The 20454-nt window shown below is 70.7% G+C and carries 15 protein-coding genes and 1 tRNA gene; 11 read left to right on the forward strand and 5 right to left on the reverse strand.

Annotated elements, in window-relative coordinates; translation table 11 throughout:
• The first annotated feature begins 280 nt into the window (after positions 1-280).
• From BMZ82_RS14915 to BMZ82_RS14935, 5 genes are all read left to right on the forward strand, one after another.
• Positions 281-1567 carry an ABC transporter substrate-binding protein gene (locus BMZ82_RS14915; protein ID WP_093775765.1) on the forward strand — a complete coding sequence of 429 codons (1287 nt, stop codon included), beginning with the start codon at positions 281-283 and terminating at the stop codon, positions 1565-1567.
• 21 nt (positions 1568-1588) lie between these two features.
• Entirely contained in the window at positions 1589-2554 is a 966-nt protein-coding gene (locus tag BMZ82_RS14920) for a carbohydrate ABC transporter permease (RefSeq protein WP_093775766.1), read from the forward strand.
• Positions 2551-3471, forward strand: a complete 921-nt coding sequence (locus BMZ82_RS14925; protein WP_093775767.1) for a carbohydrate ABC transporter permease — start codon at positions 2551-2553, stop codon at positions 3469-3471. Before BMZ82_RS14920 ends, BMZ82_RS14925 begins: the two co-directional genes overlap by 4 nt.
• A 13-nt stretch (positions 3472-3484) precedes the next feature.
• A complete protein-coding gene (locus tag BMZ82_RS14930) occupies positions 3485-4102 on the forward strand; it encodes a hypothetical protein (protein WP_093775769.1) in 618 nt (205 codons plus the stop codon).
• A gap of 101 nt (positions 4103-4203) precedes the next feature.
• Positions 4204-6939, forward strand: coding sequence for an exo-rhamnogalacturonan lyase family protein (locus BMZ82_RS14935; RefSeq protein ID WP_093775771.1), 2736 nt, complete (start codon positions 4204-4206; stop codon positions 6937-6939).
• A gap of 7 nt (positions 6940-6946) precedes the next feature.
• Here the strand turns inward: BMZ82_RS14935 and BMZ82_RS14940 are convergent, their stop codons facing one another.
• The gene (locus BMZ82_RS14940) at positions 6947-9298 is read right to left on the reverse strand and encodes an SCO7613 C-terminal domain-containing membrane protein (RefSeq protein WP_093776022.1); all 2352 of its coding nucleotides are present in this window, start codon (positions 9296-9298) and stop codon (positions 6947-6949) included.
• A 135-nt stretch (positions 9299-9433) separates the two neighbouring features.
• Between BMZ82_RS14940 and BMZ82_RS14945 the strand changes: the two genes are divergently transcribed.
• Together BMZ82_RS14945 and BMZ82_RS14950 are read left to right on the forward strand one after the other, a co-directional pair.
• On the forward strand, positions 9434-9880 hold the full coding sequence (locus tag BMZ82_RS14945; RefSeq protein ID WP_093776024.1) for an SRPBCC family protein: 447 nt from the start codon (positions 9434-9436) through the stop codon (positions 9878-9880).
• A 39-nt stretch (positions 9881-9919) separates the two neighbouring features.
• Positions 9920-9991, forward strand: a tRNA-Val gene (locus tag BMZ82_RS14950).
• Positions 9992-10029: 38 nt separating this feature from the next.
• On the opposite strand, the gene BMZ82_RS14955 is transcribed toward BMZ82_RS14950, so the two are convergent.
• Entirely contained in the window at positions 10030-10755 is a 726-nt protein-coding gene (locus BMZ82_RS14955) for a 3'-5' exonuclease (protein WP_093775773.1), read from the reverse strand.
• Between the two features lie 168 nt (positions 10756-10923).
• On the opposite strand from BMZ82_RS14955, the gene BMZ82_RS14960 reads away from it, so the two are divergent.
• From BMZ82_RS14960 to thrS, 3 genes are all read left to right on the forward strand, one after another.
• A complete protein-coding gene (locus BMZ82_RS14960) occupies positions 10924-11490 on the forward strand; it encodes a DUF4365 domain-containing protein (RefSeq protein WP_093775775.1) in 567 nt (188 codons plus the stop codon).
• The gene (locus tag BMZ82_RS14965; RefSeq protein WP_093775777.1) at positions 11487-12704 is read left to right on the forward strand and encodes a hypothetical protein; all 1218 of its coding nucleotides are present in this window, start codon (positions 11487-11489) and stop codon (positions 12702-12704) included. Before BMZ82_RS14960 ends, BMZ82_RS14965 begins: the two co-directional genes overlap by 4 nt.
• Positions 12705-12803: 99 nt before the next feature.
• The gene (thrS, locus tag BMZ82_RS14970; protein ID WP_093775779.1) at positions 12804-14780 is read left to right on the forward strand and encodes a threonine--tRNA ligase; all 1977 of its coding nucleotides are present in this window, start codon (positions 12804-12806) and stop codon (positions 14778-14780) included.
• 28 nt (positions 14781-14808) lie between these two features.
• Here the strand turns inward: thrS and BMZ82_RS14975 are convergent, their stop codons facing one another.
• Positions 14809-15471: a potassium channel family protein gene (locus BMZ82_RS14975; RefSeq protein WP_093775781.1), complete on the reverse strand. Its 663-nt coding sequence runs from the start codon at positions 15469-15471 to the stop codon at positions 14809-14811.
• 67 nt (positions 15472-15538) lie between these two features.
• On the opposite strand from BMZ82_RS14975, the gene BMZ82_RS14980 reads away from it, so the two are divergent.
• Positions 15539-16102, forward strand: coding sequence for an HIT family protein (locus BMZ82_RS14980; protein ID WP_093775783.1), 564 nt, complete (start codon positions 15539-15541; stop codon positions 16100-16102).
• 150 nt (positions 16103-16252) lie between these two features.
• Here BMZ82_RS14980 and BMZ82_RS14985 read toward each other — a convergent pair whose 3' ends face one another.
• Together BMZ82_RS14985 and BMZ82_RS14990 are read right to left on the reverse strand one after the other, a co-directional pair.
• On the reverse strand, positions 16253-17917 hold the full coding sequence (locus BMZ82_RS14985) for a hypothetical protein (RefSeq protein WP_093775785.1): 1665 nt from the start codon (positions 17915-17917) through the stop codon (positions 16253-16255).
• Between the two features lie 187 nt (positions 17918-18104).
• Entirely contained in the window at positions 18105-20300 is a 2196-nt protein-coding gene (locus BMZ82_RS14990) for an elongation factor G-like protein EF-G2 (protein ID WP_093775787.1), read from the reverse strand.
• Positions 20301-20454: the final 154 nt, after the last annotated feature.

A 20454-nucleotide genomic window follows, 5' to 3' on the forward strand; every position in this document is an offset into this window, starting at 1 on the left:
CGCAACCCCCCTCCCCCCAGCCGGATTCCAGCCCACCAATTCAATCCCCCAACCCCCACTCACCAGTTCGAGACGCCGAACAAACGTCCCTCACCTGCGAGTTAGCCGCGCAGCAGACACAACACCACCCGCCCCCACCCCCCTCCCCGCAGATCCCACCCCCAAGAAATTCCTGTCCGAATCATTGACGCTCCCTCAACCCCCTCGTACCTTGTGCCAGCAAGCGCTTACTTGAAACGATTCATGCAGGCGCCAACGACGCTCCGGGGAGGGCCCGACTGTGGGAACTAGCAGGAATGTTGAGAGGCGAACGATCCTCAAGGCGGCCGGAGCGACGGCGGCCACGCTCGGGCTGGCCGCGACGACGGGATGCGGGGGCGACAGCGGTTCAGGGAACGGGACGGTGACGATCCGTTATGCGTGGTGGGGCGCAGAGGAGCGCACGAAGAGGATCAACCAGAGCATCGCGCTCTTCGAGAAGAAGTACCCGAAGATCAAGGTTCAAGGTGACTTTCAGGACTACGTCGCATTCTGGGAGAAGTTCCAGACACAGGCGGCCGGCGGAAATCCGCCGGACGTATTCCAGAATGCCGTCGGATTTCTTCGGAAGTACGACAAGAGAGGAATCCTCCTCGACCTCAAGTCCCAGGTGGACGCGGGTCATCTGAGACTCGACGACTTCCGCGAGGGCGTCACCAAGGTCGGCGAGGTCGACGGCAAGCAGCTCGGTGTTCCGGTGGGCTCCAATACCATGGCGCTGGTCATCGACAAGAAGGCGTTCCAGAAGGCGGGCGTCACGGCCACTCCCGGCTGGACCTGGGACGACTACTTCAAGGCCCTGAAGACCATCTACGACAAGACGAAGGTCCCCGGGGACACCGGCTACTTCAGCATCATGTACCTGTACGACCTGTATCTCCGTCAGAACGGAAAGGCGTTCTTCACCAAGGACGGACTCGGCTTCGACAAGGCCGATCTGACGGAGTGGTGGCAGGACGGCTACAACCGCACCAAGGCCGGAGTCGTCACCGACCCGAAGACCGTCGCCCAGGACCGACCCAAGTCCTCCCTCTCGGCCGGGCACGCCGCCTCGGAGTTCACCTGGGACAACTTCACCGTCCGCTACACCGCCGAGGGCGACAGCGAGTACGGCCTCGCCCCGATCCCCACCATGGACGGCAAGAACACCGGCCAGTACCTCGCCTCCCTGATGCTCAGCGCCTCCGCGCGCACCGCGCATCCCAAGGAGGTCGCCCAGTTCATCGACTTCATGGTCCACGACCCCGAGGTCGGCAGGATCATGGGCTACGACCGGGGCATCCTCGCCAGCACCGAGCAGTACGCGGCGTTCAAGCCGACCGACGCGGTCGCCAAGGAGATCGCCCAGTACGAGGCCGACACCGCGAAGGCGGGCGTCCTCGGCACGATCACCCCGCACCCCTCCGGCGCAGACACCATCGAGGCGGCGTTCCTGCGCATCGCCGGTGACATGAGCCTGGGAAAGACCAAGGTCTCCGACGCCGTGAAGCAGTTCTTCGACGAGTCCGAGGCCGCTTTCCAAGCCTGACGCCTGATGGGGAACCCAACTGTGACGCTCGTCAAGGAATCTCCGCCCACCACCCGGAAGGCCCGCTCCACAGCCCCCGCCGTCGGCAAGCGGCGGGGGCGCCGGGAGAACCTCGCCGGCTACCTCTTCATGTCCCCGTGGATCGCCGGCTTCGTCCTGCTCACCGCGGGCCCCATGGCGGCGTCGCTCTACTTCGCCTTCACCGACTACAACCTCTTCAACAGCCCGAAGTGGATCGGCTTCGACAACTTCACGAAGACGCTCGACGATCCGCGCTGGCAGAAGTCGGTCGAAGTGACGGCGAAGTACGTCGTCATCGGCACGCCCCTGAAACTGCTGCTCGCGCTCGGCGTCGCCCTCCTGCTCGCCCAGAGCCGACGCGGCCAGGCCTTCTACCGGGCCGCCTTCTACGCTCCCTCGCTCATCGGCGCGAGCGTGTCGATCGCCTTCGTCTGGCGGTCCATGTTCTCCGACGACGCGATCGTCGACCGGGCGATGTCGGTCTTCGGCGTCCATGCCGGCGGCTGGGTCGGCAACCCCGACTGGATCCTGTACTGCCTGGTCGCGCTCACCGTCTGGCAGTTCGGCGCGCCCATGGTCATCTTCCTGGCCGGCCTCAAGCAGGTGCCCAGGGACCTGTACGAGGCGGCCGCGCTGGACGGCGCCGGGCCGTTCCGCCGGTTCTGGAGCATCACGCTCCCGATGATTTCCCCGGTGCTCTTCTTCAACGTGCTGCTGGAGACCATCCACTCCTTCCAGATCTTCGGCTCGGCCTACGTCGTCTCCAACACCTACTGCGGCCCGGCCGACGCCACGCTCGTCTACACCTGCTACCTCTACCAGCAGGGCTTCAAGAACGCGCAGATGGGCTTCGCCTCCGCGATGGCCTGGATGCTGCTGCTGGCCGTGGCCCTCGTGACGGCCGTCCTCTTCTGGTCGCAGAAGAAGTGGGTGCATTACGAAAACGACGCGGAGGACGCCCGATGAGCGCCACCACCACGCCCACCGCCGCACCCGCCGGTCCACCCCCCGGCCCGCCCGCCGCGTACAAGTCGGCCGGCCTCGGCCGCAGACGGGCCGGCTCGCTCGGCTGGCACGTCGGCTCGCTGCTCGTCCTCGCGGTCGTGCTCTACCCGGTGCTGTGGGTCGTCGGCGCCTCGTTCAAACCCAGTAAGCAGATCATCAACAGTCTCGACCTGTTCCCCACCCACCCCGTCCTCGGCAACTTCAAGGGCCTGGCCGACGGCATAGCGGACATCAGCATCGGGACGTTCTTCCAGAACTCCCTCTTCTACGCGCTCGGCTCCGTCGTCGGCATCCTCGTCTCCTGCTCGCTGACCGCGTACGCCTTCGCCAAGATCAGGTTCGCCGGCCGGAACCTGCTGTTCTCGCTGATGATCGGCACGCTCCTGCTGCCCTACCACGTGCTGCTCATCCCGCAGTACGTGATGTTCCAGAAGCTGGAGCTGATCAACACCTACGTGCCGCTGCTCATCGGCAAGTACCTGGCCACCGAGGCGTTCTTCGTCTTCCTGATGGTGCAGTTCATGCGCAACCTGCCCCGGGAGCTGGACGAGGCCGCCCGCCTCGACGGGTGCGGGCACCTGCGCATCTACTGGTCGATCGTCTTGCCGCTGTGCCGGCCCGCGCTCATCACCAGCGCCATCTTCACCTTCATCAACGCCTGGAACGACTTCATGGGCCCGCTGATCTACCTCAACGAGCCCGGCAAGTACACCGTCTCCCTCGGGCTGACGATGTTCCGCGACTCCGACGGCGTCGCCTCCAACTACGGCGGACTGATCGCCATGTCGCTGGTGGCGCTGCTGCCGGTGGTGCTCTTCTTCCTCGCCTTCCAGCGGTACCTCATCGACGGAATGGCGACCTCCGGACTGAAGGGCTGAGGCGGGTCACGTCATGGCCGAAGCACGCGTGAAAGCCCGTGGTCGTAAAGAGCGCCGCACGCAGCGCGAGGAGTCCGTCCTCGCCGAGCGGTTCGGGGTGTTCGCCGAGTGTCTGCTCACCGGTGTGTGGATCGCGGTGGCCTCGGTCGGCGTGGTCACGTATCCGGCCGCGTTCGCCGCCGGGTCCCGGCATCTGCGCCGCCGTATCGCCCATGAGCGCGGCGGCGGGCGGGAGTTCGTCGCCGACTTCCGGTCCGCCGTGCGCGGCGGCTGGGTCGCCGGGGTGGTCGGATGGCTGGCGGTGGCCGCCGTGTGGGTGGACGTCCAGGCCGCGCGGGCCGGGATTCCCGGCGGGCCGTTCGTCGGGGCCGTCGGCCTGTTCGCGCTCATCGGCCTCATGGTCGCCGGACTGCGCGCGGCGGCGGTCTGGACGCCGGGCGACTCCTGGCGCGCCCTGCTCGCGCAGGCCGGCCGCCGTACGGTGCTCGACCCCGCCGGATCGTTCCTGCTCATCGCCGGGCTGGCCATGGTGGCCCTGTCCGGCTGGGTCGTCGTACCGCTCGCGGTCCCCGTCCTGGGGGCGGTGGCGGCGGCGGCCGTGGCCGTGGAGCAGCGCTACCGCGACCGTTGAACACCCTGGTCGGCGCCCTGAACGGCACCGTAATTCTTCTCTGTCATGCCCCTGACCAACCGCACGGATCGCATCCCGCACGCAAAGGAAGGCCGCAACCCATGTCTCCCATCCCCCGCAGGTCCCTCCTCAAGGCGGCGGCCGTCGCCGGCGCCGCCGCGCAGTTCAGTTGGGCGCTGGGTGCGAAGGACGCCGAGGCCGCGCCGAGAACCGAGGCGGCGGACGCCGATCCGGTCACCCTGGACTGGCTGGAGGACGGCGGTCTCGGCGCCGCCCCCGGCACCACGCTCGGCGTGCCCTGGCCCATGGGCGCCCACCGGGAGGACCAGACCTTCGCGCTGACGGACACCGCCGGCAAGGACGTCCCCGTACAGTCCTGGCCGCTCGCGTACTGGCCGGACGGATCGCTCAAGTGGACCGCGCACGCGGTGAGTTCGGGCACCGGAAAGCTCACCCTCGCCCCCGGCGCGCCCGCCGCCCCCGCCCAGAGGGTCACCGTCGGCAAGAGCGGCGGCACCATCGACGTCTCCACCGGCGTCATCACCGCGCGGATCGGCAAGTCCGGGGCCACGCTCATTAAGTCGGTCACCCGCGGCTCCACCGAGATCGCCAGGGACGGCCGCCTCGTCCTGATCCGCCAGCCCGAGATCGAGGACGAGGACCAGGGCACCGTCAAGACCGAGCGGTTCGAGGGCGCCATCGACGCCGTCACCGTCGAACAGGCGGGCCCCGTCCGCGCGGTGGTCCGCATCGACGGCAAGCACCGCAAGGGCAGCCGCAGTTGGCTCCCGTTCTCCCTCCGCCTCTACTTCTACGCGGGCGCCGACTCCTTCCGCATGGTGCACACCATCACCTACGACGGGAAACAGGAACCCGGCAAGGCGAGCGGCGACTTCATCCGCGGCCTCGGCGTCCGCTTCACCGTCCCGATGCGCGACGCGTCCTACGACCGCCACATCCGCATCGGCGGCGAGGGCACCGGCCTGCTGAGGGAAGCCGTCAAAGGCATCACCGGACTGCGCCGCGACCCGGGCGCGGCCGTCCAGGCCGCCCAGTACGCGGGGCAGAAGCTGCCCGACCCGGCCACCTGGGACCAACGGGTCACCACCCGCCTCCAATACATCCCCGAGTGGGGCGACTACACCCTCTCCCAGCTCTCCGCCGACGGCTTCACCCTCCGCAAGCGCACCAAGAAGGGCTACGGCTGGATCGGCGCCGGCGGCGGCAGGCGCGCCTCCGGCTTCGGGTACGTCGGCGGCGCGAGCGGCGGACTCTCCTTCGGGCTACGGGACTTCTGGGAGAAACACCCGAGCCAGCTCGACATCCGTGACGCGCACACCGACGCGGCCGAGGTCACCCTCTGGCTCTGGTCGCCCGAGGCACAGCCCATGGACCTGCGCTTCTACCACGACGGCATGGGCCAGGACACCTTCCCCGAACAGCTCGAAGGCCTCAACATCACCTACGAGGACTACGAGCCCGGCTTCGGCACCCCCTACGGCATCGCCCGTACCTCCGAACTCCTCTTCTGGGCCAACGAGTCGACGCCCACGCCCGAGAAACTCGCCGAACAGGTCGCAGCCGTACGGGTGTTGCCGCAACTCGCCGCCCCACCCGGGCAACTCGTCAAGGCCAAGGTCTTCGGCCCCGGCCTCTACTCCGAGCCGGACCGCTCCACCCCGGCCAAGGCGAAGATCGAGGACCACCTCGACTTCCTCTTCACGTACTACAAGGACCAGGTGGAGCAACGCCGTTGGTACGGCTTCTGGGACTACGGCGACATCATGCACACGTACGACAGCGTCCGGCACCAGTGGCGGTACGACATCGGCGGCTACGCCTGGGACAACTCCGAGCTGTCGCCGGACCTCTGGCTGTGGTTCGCGTACCTGCGCTCCGGCCGCGCGGACATCTTCCGCTTCGCCGAGGCGATGACCCGGCACACCGGCGAGGTCGACGTCTACCACCTCGGCCAGTGGGCGGGCCTCGGCACCCGGCACGGCGTCCAGCACTACGCCGACAGCGCCAAACAGCAGCGCATCGCCAACACCACCTATCGCCGCTACTACTACTTCCTCACCGCCGACGAACGCGTCGGCGACCTCATGCACGCCAACGTCGACTCCGACGAGACGTTCCTCGCCCTGGACCCGCTGCGCAAGATCCGCACCGAGCCGTACACACCCGACCGGCACGCCCTGTCGATCGGCTTCGGCACCGACTGGAGCGGCCTCGTCTCGGCGTGGCTGACCGAGTGGGAACGCAAGGGCCCCAAGTGGGAGAAGGCCAAGGCGCGCGTCCTGTCCACCATGGAGACGATCGCCGCCCAGCCCAACGGCTTCGTGCAGGGCAGCGGGCTGTACGACCTCGACACCGGCAGGTTCGCCGTCGCCCCCGCCCCCGTGGTGAGCGTCTCCCATCTCTCCGCCGTGTTCGGCCTCAACGAACTGTGCGCCGAACTCATCCACTTGGTGGACATGCCGGCCTTCAACGAGGCGTACTTCGACTACTGCCGCTACTTCAACGCCACCAAGGCCGAGCAGGCGGCGCGCTACGGCTCCAACTTCGGCTCCCTGCTGCTGTTCCAGGGCCACTCGCGGCTCGACGCGTACGCCGCCGTCCAGACCGGCGACGCGGCGCTCGCCAAGCGGGCGTGGACCAAGTTCTACGGCTCCGACGGCTACCTGGAGTCCGCGCCCTGGAAGACGGAACCGCTGAGCGGCCCCGCCACCCTGGTCGCGGGCAGCGAGGCCCCCTGGGTGTCCTCCAACGACACCGCGCTCTACGGCCTCGCCGCCATCGAGAACCTGGCCCTCCTCGGCGACAAGATGCCGTAGCCGACGGCTAGTTCATCCTCCCCAGGACCTCCCGCACCTTCCGGACGTCCCGCAGCCGCCGCTCGTACGTCGCGCCGAGTGCGAGCAGCAGCAGTCCGGCGAGGGCGGGAGGCACCCAGCGGGGGAGTGCGTCGGTCATCTGGACGAGATACGGGGCCAGTTCGTGCAGCGCGTCCAGGACCAGCACCGAACCGCCCAGCACCAGCAGCGCCTGGAGCCGGTGCCGGGCGCCCAGCAGGGTGAGCGCCAGCGCCGCCGCGCCCAGCAGCAGGGGGCGGGTGAACTCGACGTCGGCCCAGGCCGTGGCCAGGCTCGGCAGCAGCGTGGCGGCGAGCCCGGGACCGTACGCCGTCCAGGACGACGCCGCGGGGTCGCGGCGGCGGCGCAGCGCACCGACGACCAGCGCCGGAACCGTGACCGGCAGGGTGTACGCCTCCGGGAGCCCCACCCGCCAGGCCGCCAGCCGCACCCATGCGGCCACCACGAAGAGCACGACGGCCGCGTAGCCGACGGCACGGCGCTCCGGGCGCAGCGCCGTGCCCGCGGCGATCACCGCGCACAGGGACAGCACCAGCGCGAGCAGCGGCGGATCCGACACCGCCAGACCGATCGCGACCAGGCCGGCCACGGCCCCCGTCACCTCGACGGCGACCGTCGTCGCGCAGTCGCCGATCCGGGGTGCGACCAGGGCCGCGACCGCCGGGACCACCAGCACCAGCAGCGCGATGTGCTCCGGCCGCCAGTCGGCGGAAGCGCCCACGGCGCAGGCCAGGGTCGTCGCACAGCCGAGCGCGGCGGCCGCCGACACCGGTGCCAGGCGCTCGCGCCACGCGGCCACCGCGCACACCACGGTCAGCGAGGCGAGCACGGTGAGGGTCGCCGGTTCGCTGGCCAGGGACAGGAAGACGAGGCCGAGGGAGGTGACCAGGGCGAGCCCGGTCGCCGTCCGCGTCACCGGCAGCAGGAGCGCCAGCGCCGTGAGCCCCTGCATCAACAGGCCGACGGTGTAAGGCAGTTGCAGCGCCGCCGGGGTGACGAGGAGCGCTGCCCACGTCAACGTCAGCGCGCCGGTCAGCGCCTGCGGGCGCCACTCCTCGCCGCGGACCGCCGTCGCCAGCACGGCGGCCACCGCGACGAGGAGCAGCGGAGCCGTGACGGCGTACGGCGGCCAGAAGGCGTCCACCGTCGCCGCGGCGCGGGCGTCGGCCGGAGCCCCGGACCATGCGTGCCGCAGCCACCCAGCCGGACCCAGCAGCGTCACGCCGACGGCCGGCACCGCCCACAGTACCGCCCCCGCCTGGACGACACCGGAGGCCCAGGCGACACCCCGCCGCACCGCCTCCTGCCCCCGCACCGCGCCCAACAGGGCGATCCCGCACGCCAGATACACGGGCACCACCCAGTCACCGGGCACCGGCACCCGCAGGACACCGCCGAGGCCCGCGACCCCGCACAGGGCGGCGGTCGACGCCGTCGCCGTAGCGAGTTCCGGGTGCGGGGCGAACCGGGCCACGCCCAGGGCGATCGCCGCCGCGAGGGCGAGGAGCGCCGCCGCACGGACGGCCGTGCCCGAACCGGCCGCCTCCAGGGAGAGCAGCCCGGCGGTCAGAACACCCCAGCCGCCCGTGCCGAACGCGCACACCAACGCGACCAGACGCACCGGCCGGTCGGCCACCCGCAGCGCGACCACCGCGTCGAACGCCGCCGTCAGCAACACCGCGGCCGTGACGGCGTACACTCCGCCACCGGCCGCCATCACCCAGAGCAGCAACGGAAGTTGAGTGACCGTCAGGGCGGCAGGCAGGGGCAGCCGCACCGTGACCGAACCCGGCAGCGCGGCGAGCGCCGTGCCGTACGCCGTCCACAGCGCCGCCAGCACCGTCGACGCGACCGCCGCGTACATCGTGCCGTCCGCCGCCGGGAACGCCGCCGCATACAGCGCGTACGCGTCCAGCACCGTCAGCGCGAGACCCAGACCCGCGACCGACTCGGCCGTCGAACGCAACCCCCGCCGCAGCAGCGCCACCGGCGCGCCCAGCACCGCCAGCGTGACCGCGCCCAGCACCAGCGACCGCCCGGCGATCCCCAGGTGACCCCAGCTAACCAGCGTGAACACCATCGCCGCGACGGTGAGCAGGACGCCGCCCAGCAGGAGCAGCACGTTCTGCACACCCGGCGCGGTCGCCTCGGACCGGGCGACCGGCCCGGCAGGCACCGGCGGGATCGGCCGCAGCGCCTGCTGAAGCGTGGCGACCAGCCAGGCGCGGCGGTCCAGCAACTGGGCGCGGCGGGCGTCCAGTTGCCGCAACTCGGTGTCGAGGAGCCGCAGCTCCTCGGCCGGGGGCGGAATATGCGTCATGCCCGGAGTGTGGCCCGCGTCACGCACGACGGCATGAGCGCACGTACTCAGAACGTACTCATCTGCCGCACGTACCCGTCTGCCGGACGAGCTCCAATGCCGCCGCTCGCCCGCCCGCGCGGGCACACTCGGCCCATGGACTGGACCCGATACCGCTTCCGCAGCCTGTGGGCCCTGCCCGCGCCGCCCGCCCGCGTCTACGACACGCTGGAACAGGCCGAGGACTACCCGCGCTGGTGGCCCCAGGTCCGCGAGGTGCACCGGATCGACGACACGACCGGCGTCGTCCGCATCCGCTCCCTCTTCCCGTACGACCTGACCATCACCGCGCGCGAGGTGCGGCGCGATCCGGCGGCCGGGGTGCTGGAGATCGCGATGACCGGCGACCTCGACGGCTGGGCACGCTGGACCCTCACCGCCGGCGGCCCCGGCACCCTCGCCCGCTACGACCAACTGGTCGACGTCAACAAGCCGCTGCTCAGGCGGTTCGCCGTCGCCGGGCGGCCGGTGTTCCGCCTGAACCACCGGCTGATGATGCGGTCCGGCAGGCGCGGTCTCACGGCCTACCTGCAAGCGGTTTGAACGAAGCGCGCGGGGACCTGTATTGTTCACTGCGTTCCCGGGCGATTAGCTCAGTGGGAGAGCGCTTCGTTCACACCGAAGAGGTCACTGGTTCGAACCCAGTATCGCCCACCGGGAAAGTCGGTCCGCGTCACGCGGGCCGACTTTTTTCATGCCGCCTCCGACAGTTCCGGGCGCAGGGGCCACGACGTGTCCACCGTCTCCGGGGTGCCGCTGCGCGCGAACCACGCCTGTAGGCCCCGCGCCTGCGCCGCGTGCCAGGTCGCCTGCAGCGCGTGCAGATCGGCCGGCGACAGGCGCTCCAGACGGGTCGCGAACCGTCGGCCCAGCGCCCGGACGACCTCCAGCGAGGCCAGCGCGTCCGCCGCCGCGTCGTGCGCCTCGGACAGCGTCACGCCGTAGTGCCCGCACAGGTCGGTGAGCGTGCGCCGGCCCTTGCGATAGCGGTCCAGATGCTTGTCCAGGACCCGCGGGTCCAGCACCCGCAGCGGCGTCGCGTCCAGCCAGTCGCCCAGCGCCGACGCGCGGTGCCTGCGCAGCTCACGGTCGAGCAGCGTCAGGTCGAACGGCGCGTTCATCACCACCAACGGACGCCCCGCGGCGGCCTGTTCGGCGAGCAGCTCGGCTATCTCGAACATCACCGGCGCCGGCCAGCGGCCGTTGCGCTGCAGGTGGTCGTCCGTCAGCCCGTGCACCTCCGTCGCCCCGGCGGGCACCGGCACGCCCGGGTTCACCAGCCAGCGGCTCACCCGCGGCCGTGCCCCCGGCGCGTCCTGGACGACGAGGGCGGCCGACACGATCCGGTCGGTCTCCACGTCGACGCCCGTCGTCTCCGTGTCAAAGGCGGCCAACGGCCCCTCGTACCAGTACGTCATACCTACTCAACCCCTCGTTCACCCACGGCAGCTAACGCACCGTCTTCTGCCTGTTTGGTGATACCCGGGCTGTTTGCGCCGTACGCCGGAAGGACACAACACGAGTACGGGTCTTTGCAGTTCAGCGGCCCGTCACGGGGACTGGCTTTGCGTGGAAGGCTGTTGGTCATGGCGATAGCGCAGCCCGAGCGGGGCGGGCTGCTGCCCGAAAGCGCGGGCATTCATCGCGGCACCCTCGCCACCACCGCCTGCATGGAGACACTGCAGGTGGGCTATCTGCACGCCGTCGCGGCGGCCGCCGGGTGCTCGCTGTCCCAGCCGTTCCCGGACAACGGCATCGACTGGCACGTCAGCCACAGCGCGCCCGGCCACACCGTCGACGACGAGGTCACCATCAAGGTGCAGCTCAAGGCCACCTACCAGATACGGCCCAACCCGCCGGGCCGCTACTTCTCCTTCACCCTCGACAACGACCACCTGCGCAAGCTCGCCCGCACCCCGGTGTCGGTGCACAAGATCCTCGTCGTGATGCTCGTCCCCAGATCCCAGGACGACTGGCTGCGCGCCAGCCACGACCGCCTCGACCTGCGGCACTGCTGCTACTGGGTCAATCTCGCCGGCCACCCGATCACCGGCCGGACCCGGACCACCGTGCGGATACCCACCACACGCATCTTCGACGACCGGGCGCTGTGCGAGATCATGACGCGGGCCGGGACGGGAGGCAGACCATGACCCACCGCCCCCTGGGCGAGCCACTGCGCACCGTACGGCCGCACCCCGAGATCCACTGGAACCAGTCCCCGCAACCCGACGAGGTCGACCCGGCCGTCCTCGCCGCCCTGCTGCGCCGCCACGGCTGGCAGCGGCGCGGCGGCGCGGCCGGACGCTACGGCCGCTGGACCCCGCCCGGCCCGGGCGGCGGCGGCACCAGCCTCCTGGTGCCCGAGAGCCGCGCCTTCCCCGACAGCGACGACCTGCTCGGCGAGGCGCTCCTCGCGCTGGCCCGCAGCGGCACGCCCGCCGCCCGCGAGGTGCTCCTCGGGCTCGCCGTACCCAGCGACGAGATCTGCTGGTGGCGGGACGCGCCGACCGGGCCCGCCGGGGCCGCGTCCTGGGCCGTCGAGGAACAACTGCGCGCAGCCGCCCGCCAGTTGCTCGTCGCCGGCGCGCTCGCCACCCGCGCGCGGGCCGGCTACTACGGCGCCCGCCACCGCCGCGCGGCCCTCACCACCCTGGAGAGCGTCCTCGTCGGCTCCGCGGCCGGCGGCCGCCGACTGACGGCCTTCGCCCCCGTCGCGGCCGCCCGCCCCCTCGCCGTCCGCCTCCACCAGGCCCTGTACGCCGTCCGCGAGGCCATCGACTACCAGCGGGCCACCGGCGGCATGGACGCCTTCGACGGCGCCGTCGAGGCCGGCGCCAGCCGCGAGCTCACCGAGGCGCTGATCGCCCTCGTGCGGGGTGCCGAGGGCGCCCGGATCGCCGTCGAGTGGTCGCCCGCGGCCGGCGTCCCCGAGGACTGCGCCGCGAGCGACGAACCCGTCGAGTTCTCGCCCGGCGACCTGCCCGTGCTGCGCGAGGCCGGCGCCCGCTATCTGCGCGAGGAGCCCTCCGTGCCCGTACGGGTCACCGGCACGGTCGTCCGGATGCGCAGGTCGGGGCCGCGCGGCGAGGGCAGCGTACGGCTGCGGGTGCTGGCCGGCGCCGAGATCCCGCACGTCCGCCTCACCCTCGACGAGGAGGACTACCGCATCGCCGGCCAGGCCCACCTGGTCGGACTGCCGGTGCGGGTGCAGGGCCGGCTGGAGAGCAGGGGCGGCTTCCGCAGACTCACCGGCGCCCGCGGTGTCGTCCCCGTACAGGTGGACGAGGCCGAGCGGGACCGGCTGATGAAGTCCCTCCAGGAGAACCTCGACTTCTTCGAGGAGGCGTGCGGAGGCGAGGACTGAAAGTTAACCGTTTCGCGGTCGACGGGTGCGGGTCGGTACGATCCTCACCTGCGCGCGCTCACGGTATGGCGCCGCACCCCCTTCAGTCAGGAGAGACCGGTGTCAGACGTCCGTGTGATCATCCAACGCGATTCCGAGCGGGAAGAGCGCACGGTGACGACGGGCACCACGGCCGCCGACCTCTTCGCCGGCGAGCGCTCGATCATCGCCGCACGCGTGGCCGGCGAGCTCAAGGACCTGTCGTACGTGCTCGCCGACGGCGAGGAGGTCGAGGGCGTCGAGATCTCGTCCGAGGACGGCCTCAACATCCTGCGCCACTCCACCGCGCACGTGATGGCCCAGGCCGTGCAGGAGCTGTTCCCCGAGGCCAAGCTGGGCATCGGCCCGCCGGTCAAGGACGGCTTCTACTACGACTTCGACGTCGAGAAGCCGTTCACGCCCGAGGACCTCAAGGCCGTCGAGAAGAAGATGCAGGAGATCCAGAAGCGGGGTCAGCGCTTCTCCCGCCGGGTGGTCACCGACGAGGCCGCCCGTGAGGAGCTGGCCGCCGAGCCGTACAAGCTGGAACTGATCGGCATCAAGGGCTCCGCGTCGACCGACGACGGCGCGGACGTCGAGGTCGGCGGCGGCGAGCTGACGATCTACGACAACCTCGACGCCAAGACCGGCGACCTGTGCTGGAAGGACCTCTGCCGCGGTCCCCACCTGCCGACCACCCGCAACATCCCGGCGTTCAAGCTGATGCGCAACGCGGCCGCCTACTGGCGCGGCAGCGAGAAGAACCCCATGTTGCAGCGCATCTACGGCACCGCCTGGCCCTCCAAGGAGGAGCTGAAGGCCCACCTCGACTTCCTCGTCGAGGCCGAGAAGCGCGACCACCGCAAGCTGGGCAGCGAGCTGGACCTCTTCTCGATCCCCGAGCAGATCGGCTCCGGCCTCGCCGTCTTCCACCCCAAGGGCGGCGTCATCCGCCGGGTCATGGAGGACTACTCGCGCCGCCGCCACGAGGAGGAGGGCTACGAGTTCGTCTACACCCCGCACGCGACGAAGGGGAAGCTCTTCGAGACGTCCGGGCACCTGGACTGGTACGCCGACGGCATGTACCCGCCCATGCAGCTCGACGAGGGCGTGGACTACTACCTCAAGCCCATGAACTGCCCGATGCACAACCTGATCTTCGACGCGCGCGGCCGCTCGTACCGTGAACTGCCCCTGAGGCTCTTCGAGTTCGGCACGGTCTACCGCTACGAGAAGTCGGGCGTCGTGCACGGACTGACCCGCGCGCGGGGCTTCACGCAGGACGACGCGCACATCTACTGCACCAAGGAGCAGATGGCGGACGAGCTCGACAAGACGCTCACCTTCGTCCTGAACCTGCTGCGCGACTACGGCCTCACCGACTTCTACCTGGAGCTCTCCACCAAGGACCCGGAAAAGTTCGTCGGCTCCGACGAGGTGTGGGAGGAGGCCACGGAGACGCTGCGCCAGGTCGCCGAGAAGCAGGGCCTGCCCCTCGTCCCCGACCCGGGCGGCGCCGCGTTCTACGGTCCGAAGATCTCCGTCCAGACCAAGGACGCCATCGGCCGCACCTGGCAGATGTCGACCGTGCAGCTCGACTTCAACCTGCCGGAGCGCTTCGACCTGGAGTACACCGGCCCCGACGGCTCCAAGCAGCGCCCGGTGATGATTCACCGCGCCCTGTTCGGCTCCATCGAGCGGTTCTTCGCGGTGCTCCTGGAGCACTACGCGGGCGCGTTCCCGGCGTGGCTGGCCCCGGTCCAGGCGATCGGCATCCCGATCGGCGACGGACACGTGGAGTACCTGGAGAAGTTCGCCACGGCGGCGAAGAAGCAGGGGCTGCGGGTGGACGTGGACTCCTCGTCCGACCGTATGCAGAAGAAGATCAGGAACGCCCAGAAGCAGAAGGTGCCGTTCATGGTCATCGCGGGTGACGAGGACATGGCGGCCGGGTCGGTGTCCTTCCGCTACCGCGACGGCTCGCAGGAGAACGGCATCCCCTTCGACGAGGCCATCGCGAAGATCGCGAAGGTCGTCGAGGAGCGGTCCCAGGTCTGACGCCGTGCGGCGCGGGGCCCCAGGGGAGTCACTTCCCCGGGGGCCCTTCCTGTTTGTCGCTCTCCAGGGCGAACACCTGGACCAGCCAGGACGAGAAGGAGCCGGTGACCGCGCCCAGCAGGGCCAGTCCGCAGGCCATCATGCCGACCGCGATGATCCGGCCCTTCTCCGTCACCGGGACGACATCGCCGTAGCCGACGGTCGCGAGGGTGGAGCAGGTCCACCACAGGGAGTCCCCGAAGGTGCGGATGCTGGCCCCCGGGGCGTAGCGCTCCTGTTGGTACACGGCGAGGGCCCCGGAGAAGCCGAGCAGCAGGGTGGCCAGCCCGGCGTAGGCGGCCACGCGCGCGTGCAGCGAGAGCCGGGGCGTCCCGCGCCGGCGCTCCATGGACTCGTACACCTTCACGATCCGCAGCGGGCGCAGCAGTGGCAGGAACAGGACGAGGGTGTCCAGCCAGTGCGTGCGTACGAAGCCCAGGCGGCGTCCGCTGAGCCGCCAGCGGACCGCGTAGTCGACGCCGAACGCCGCCCACATGGTGAACAGCACGGTGAGGCAGACGGTGTGCCAGCCGGCGGACATGCCCGGGACGAGGACGTGGACGGCGTACGCGGCGAGGTAGAGGAGCGAGGCGAGCGCGAGCGGCAGCTCGACGTGCTCCTCCCAGCGGGCCGTGCGGCTGTTGGCGTCCATCGGCCCAGCTTGGCCCGGAGGGCATCGTCCGCAACCCCGACGACACGCCGCGAACGGGCGAAGCCATATGCTGCCTTGCATGACGAGTGAGCCGGAGCAGCAGATCGGAGTGGGGACGCAGGACGCGTTCCAGCGCCTGTGGACGCCCCACCGGATGGCCTACATCCAGGGTGAGAACAAGCCGACCGGTCCGGGGGCCGACGACGGTTGCCCGTTCTGCTCGATCCCGGCGAAGTCCGACGAGGACGGCCTGGTGGTCCGGCGCGGTGAGCACGTGTACGCGGTGCTGAACCTGTACCCGTACAACGGCGGCCACCTCATGACCGTCCCGTACCGGCACGTGGCCGACTACACCGACCTGACGCTGCCCGAGACGGCCGAGCTGGGCGAGTTGACGAAGCAGGCGATGACGGCCCTGCGCACGGCGTCCGGCGCGCACGGCTTCAACATCGGCATGAACCAGGGGACGGTAGCGGGCGCCGGCATCGCCGCCCACCTCCACCAGCACATCGTCCCCCGCTGGGGCGGCGACACGAACTTCATGCCGGTGGTGGGCCACACGCGCGTACTCCCACAACTACTGGCAGACACGAGAAAGATGCTGGCAGAGGCCTGGCCGACCACTTCGTGACATTTTCAGCCGCGGCCGGTGCATCCAGCCCGTCCGGCGTTTGAGGACGAGGCCCCTTAAGGGCCGATAGCGGGGGCCTGGGGGCGGCAGCCCCCAGAAGACGTCCGCCCCCACCACGCACGGCACGAATACCGGCCCCCCGCCGGAGGCTCACGCGTCGTAGGTGTCCGCCTTCCGAGGCGAGACCTCCTGCACCGCCCCACTGAGCGCCGACGACCGCGAGCTGAACTTCTCGGTGTCCACGTCGTGCTCCTTGAGCACCTTGAGCGCGGCCGTGTGCACCGCCCGCAGCACCGGTGTGGCCGCGCGCAGCGCGTCGTCGGCCATGAAGCGGTGCCGCCAGGGCTGGTCGGCCCAGGCGTGCCGCAGGCCGAACGGCTCGGGCAGGCCCAGGGAGCCGCCGAGCCACTTCAGGACCGGCGGATACCAACTGATCGTGGCCCGCGCGGCGAGCCGGACCACCTCGTCGGGGGTGATCAGCGGCAGCTTGATGGTGCGGGTCTCCCAGAACCGGACGGTCTTGGCGACCTCCTTGGTCGGGGCCTCGGGCTTGCCGCTGAACAGTCCGTTGACCGGGCCCAGGGCGTGTCCGGTGACCTCGATGCGGAGGGTCTCCTTCAGCACGGTCACGGTGATCAGCATGGTGAGGATCAGATCGCCGCCCCACAGGTGCGCCCACTGCACGCCCAGGTAGTGCCGGTCGCCGCTGTCGAACTGCTGGCTGTTGCAGATGTCCTCGACGGCCCTCGGCTTGACCTGGTACGCCTCGACGTCAATGCCCTCGGGCCGGGCGACCGCCGTGGCCTTCTCGCCGACGTGCGTGACGATCCAGTGCCGTACCGAAGGGGCGGGGAAGCCGCCGGTCTTGAGGCGCTGCCGGTGCAGCACGGACAACTCGTCGTGGATCGCCCGTATGACCGTCCAACTGCGGAACTCGTGGACGCCCTTGACGGGGTCCAGCGGTTTGAGCTCCTCCGCGAGATGCCACGCGCCCCAGCGGGTGCCCATGCCGAGGATGCCCTTGGGGCCGGCGTAGAAGACGGAGTTGGACTGCTGCTCGGCGCTGAGCCGGGCCAGGGACTGGCGCAGTTGCTCGGCGGCGGCCTGGTCGGGGCTGGTGGGCACCGCCTCGGGGACCTTCGCGCCGACGCTGCCGCCGGACAGCAGGCCGTCCCAGCGTTCGCGCAGGTCCTTCGCGGTGGACTCGCAGATCCGCTTGGCGAGGAACCAGCCGACCACGGGGGCGACGATGCTCCCGCGCGCGTACCACCCGACCAGGCCGATGAACGGCATCTTGACCAGGAAGAGCACGGCCAGGGCGCCGACGGCGACCAGCAGGCCGGTGCCGAGGCCGGATATCCGCTTGTTGTCCGTCTTGCCCATGGTGGCGCGGAGTTGGAAGACGAGCAGCCAGACCAGCAGGCCCGGCAGGAAGAGCACGCCGCACAGCAGCATGAGGCCGGTGAGCTTCTTGTCGCGCTCCCGGCGGATGCGGGTGGCCGCGAGGCAGTGCTCGACGACGACCTGCGGCTCGCTGCCGAACGACTGGATGAGCGGCTTGCGGCCGACGCCCAGCATGCGGTCGATCACCGCCTGGGAGTACGCCTCACCGAAGTTGGGGCGGAAGATCTTCGCCCACTTGCGGCCGTCGTTGACCGTCGACTGGTGCCATTCGTTGTCGGCCTTCTTGATCTCCTCCATAGGGGTGTCCCGGTAGGCCGCCGAAGCCAGGGCGTTCGTCGGGGCCTGCCCCTCGCCGCCCGTGCGCGGCACCTGTGGTCCGAAGATGTCCGCGTAACCGCTGTCAACGGTCATTCCCGCCCCCGATCGCCGCCACTGTCGCTTCTGCGGCCTTCCCGACTTCCGTACTCCGCACACCTGTTGATCAGGTCATCAGCGTATCTCCAGCCACCGACATCCGTCGGCGGACGGCCGAAGCCGCCCGCCGAACCGGACGATCGCCTTCCGCGCCGGTCACTTGAGTGGGCCCGGTCGGCAACCCCTAACCGGCCTCCGCCTGTTGACGGAGCCGCTCGGCGACCTGCGGGGGCATCGGCTCGTGCCGGGCGTAGGCGCGCTCGAAGCGGGCCGTGCCGTGCGAGACGGAACGCAGGTCGACCGCGTACCGGCCGATCTCGATCTCGGGCACCTCGGCCCGTACGAGCGTGCGCCCGCCGTCGGTCTGCTCGGTGCCCAGCACCCGGCCGCGCCGCCCCGACAGGTCGCTCATCACGGCGCCCACGTAGTCGTCGCCGACCAGCACGGTCACCTCGGCCACCGGCTCCAGGAGATGGATCCGGGCGTCGGCGGCCGCCTCCCGCAGCGCGAGCGCGCCGGCCGTCTGGAACGCGGCGTCGGAGGAGTCCACCGAGTGCGCCTTGCCGTCGAGCAGCGTGATCCGGACGTCGACCAGCGGATGCCCGGCCGCCAGCCCCTTGGCCGCCTGGGCCCGTACGCCCTTCTCGACGGACGGGATGAACTGGCGCGGCACCGAGCCGCCGACCACCTTGTCGACGAACTCGATGCCCGAGCCGCCCGGCAGCGGTTCCACCTCGATCTCGCAGATCGCGTACTGGCCGTGCCCGCCGGACTGCTTCACATGCCGGCCGCGCCCGGCGGACGGCGCCGCGAACGTCTCCCGCAGGGAGACCTTGTGCGGGACGACGTCGACCTGGACGCCGTAGCGGGAGCGCAGCCGCTCCAGGGCGACGTCCGAGTGGGCCTCGCCCAGGCACCACAGGACGACCTGGTGGGTGTGCTGGTTCTGCTCCAGGCGCATCGTCGGGTCCTCGGCGACGAGCCGGCCCAGGCCCTGCGAGAGTTTGTCCTCGTCGGCCTTGCTGTGCGCCTCGATGGCGAGCGGCAGCAGCGGGTCGGGCATCCGCCAGGGCGCCATGAGGAGCGGGTCGTCCTTGGCGGAGAGCGTGTCGCCGGTCTCCGCGCGGCCGAGTTTCGCCACACACGCGAGGTCGCCCGCGATGCAGTGCGTCAGGACCCGCTGCTGTTTCCCGAACGGCGCGGACAGGGCGCCGATGCGCTCGTCTACGTCGTGGTCCTCGTGGCCCCGGTCGGCGAGGCCGTGGCCGGACACGTGGACGGTCTCGTCGGGGTGCAGGGTGCCGGAGAAGACGCGGACCAGCGAGACGCGGCCGACGTAGGGGTCGGAGGAGGTCTTCACGACCTCCGCGACGAGCGGCCCGTCCGGATCGCACGGCTTCAGCTCGCGCGGGACGCCGTCGACGGTCGTCACAGGGGGCGCAGCGCGCTCCAGGGGCGTCGGGAAGCCCCTGGTGAGCAGTTCCAGCACCTCGACCGTGCCGAGGCCCTGGCGGGCCCCCTCGGCGGCGGGGGCGGCCGCCAGGACCGGGAAGAACGTGCCGCGTGCGACGGCCCGCTCCAGGTCGTCGATCAGGGTCGGGACGTCGATCTGCTCGCCGCCGAGATAGCGGTCCATGAGGGTCTCGTCCTCGCTCTCGGCGATGATCCCCTCGATCAGCCGGTTGCGGGCCTCCTCGATGTGCGCGAGCTGCTCCTCGTCCGGCTCGGTCTCCTTGCGCTCGCCGGAGGAGTAGTCGAACAGCGTGCGGGAGAGCAGCCCGGTCAGTCCGGTCACGGGCGCGTGCCCGTCCGGGCCCTCGGGACCGTGCAGCGGCAGATACAGCGGGAGGACCGCGTCGGGGTCGTCGCCGCCGAAGGCCTGCGCGCAGATCCGGGTCATCTCCTCGAAGTCCGCGCGGGCGGCCTCCAGATGCGTGACCACGATCGCGCGGGGCATGCCGACGGCCGCGCACTCCTCCCACACCATGCGCGTCGAGCCGTCCACGCCGTCCGACGCCGAGACGACGAACAGGGCCGCGTCCGCCGCGCGCAGACCGGCCCGCAGTTCCCCGACGAAGTCGGCGTATCCGGGGGTGTCCAGAAGGTTGATCTTGATGCCGTCCCAGGTGAAGGGCACCAGGGAGAGCTGTACCGAGCGCTGCTGGCGGTGCTCGATCTCGTCGTAGTCGGAGACGGCGGTGCCGTCCTCCACGCGGCCCGCGCGGTTCACCGCTCCCGCCGTGAGCGCGAGAGCCTCCACCAAGGTCGTCTTGCCCGATCCGCAGTGGCCGACCAGCACCACATTCCGTACGGACGCGGGGTGGTCGGCCGCTGTAGCCCTGCCGGCGGCTCCGGGGTGTGTGTTCGCCTTGTCGCCCATTTTCCTTGCCTCCCGTGCACGGTGAGGTCACTGGGGGCGCGGGCACGGCGGCCCCGCGTGCGATGGCGGCTCCGGCGACGCCCGCGGTCCTTCGAGCTTTCCACTCCCGTCACCGCGCGTCCATACGGCGGACGACGGCGGTCGGCGGCCGGCG

This window comes from Streptomyces sp. yr375 (assembly GCF_900110755.1).
Lineage (GTDB): Bacteria > Actinomycetota > Actinomycetes > Streptomycetales > Streptomycetaceae > Streptomyces.

What these genes read in the sequence shown, in the direction of transcription:
- BMZ82_RS14925 (WP_093775767.1), top strand. Translation starts at nt 2,551, where the DNA reads ATGAGCGCCACCACCACGCCCACCGCCGCACCCGCCGGTCCACCCCCC.
- BMZ82_RS14930 (WP_093775769.1), top strand. Translation starts at nt 3,485, where the DNA reads ATGGCCGAAGCACGCGTGAAAGCCCGTGGTCGTAAAGAGCGCCGCACG.
- BMZ82_RS14935 (WP_093775771.1), top strand. Translation starts at nt 4,204, where the DNA reads ATGTCTCCCATCCCCCGCAGGTCCCTCCTCAAGGCGGCGGCCGTCGCC.
- BMZ82_RS14940 (WP_093776022.1), bottom strand. Translation starts at nt 9,298, where the DNA reads ATGACGCATATTCCGCCCCCGGCCGAGGAGCTGCGGCTCCTCGACACC.
- BMZ82_RS14945 (WP_093776024.1), top strand. Translation starts at nt 9,434, where the DNA reads ATGGACTGGACCCGATACCGCTTCCGCAGCCTGTGGGCCCTGCCCGCG.
- BMZ82_RS14955 (WP_093775773.1), bottom strand. Translation starts at nt 10,755, where the DNA reads ATGACGTACTGGTACGAGGGGCCGTTGGCCGCCTTTGACACGGAGACG.
- BMZ82_RS14960 (WP_093775775.1), top strand. Translation starts at nt 10,924, where the DNA reads ATGGCGATAGCGCAGCCCGAGCGGGGCGGGCTGCTGCCCGAAAGCGCG.
- BMZ82_RS14965 (WP_093775777.1), top strand. Translation starts at nt 11,487, where the DNA reads ATGACCCACCGCCCCCTGGGCGAGCCACTGCGCACCGTACGGCCGCAC.
- BMZ82_RS14975 (WP_093775781.1), bottom strand. Translation starts at nt 15,471, where the DNA reads ATGGACGCCAACAGCCGCACGGCCCGCTGGGAGGAGCACGTCGAGCTG.
- BMZ82_RS14980 (WP_093775783.1), top strand. Translation starts at nt 15,539, where the DNA reads ATGCTGCCTTGCATGACGAGTGAGCCGGAGCAGCAGATCGGAGTGGGG.
- BMZ82_RS14985 (WP_093775785.1), bottom strand. Translation starts at nt 17,917, where the DNA reads ATGACCGTTGACAGCGGTTACGCGGACATCTTCGGACCACAGGTGCCG.
- BMZ82_RS14990 (WP_093775787.1), bottom strand. Translation starts at nt 20,300, where the DNA reads ATGGGCGACAAGGCGAACACACACCCCGGAGCCGCCGGCAGGGCTACA.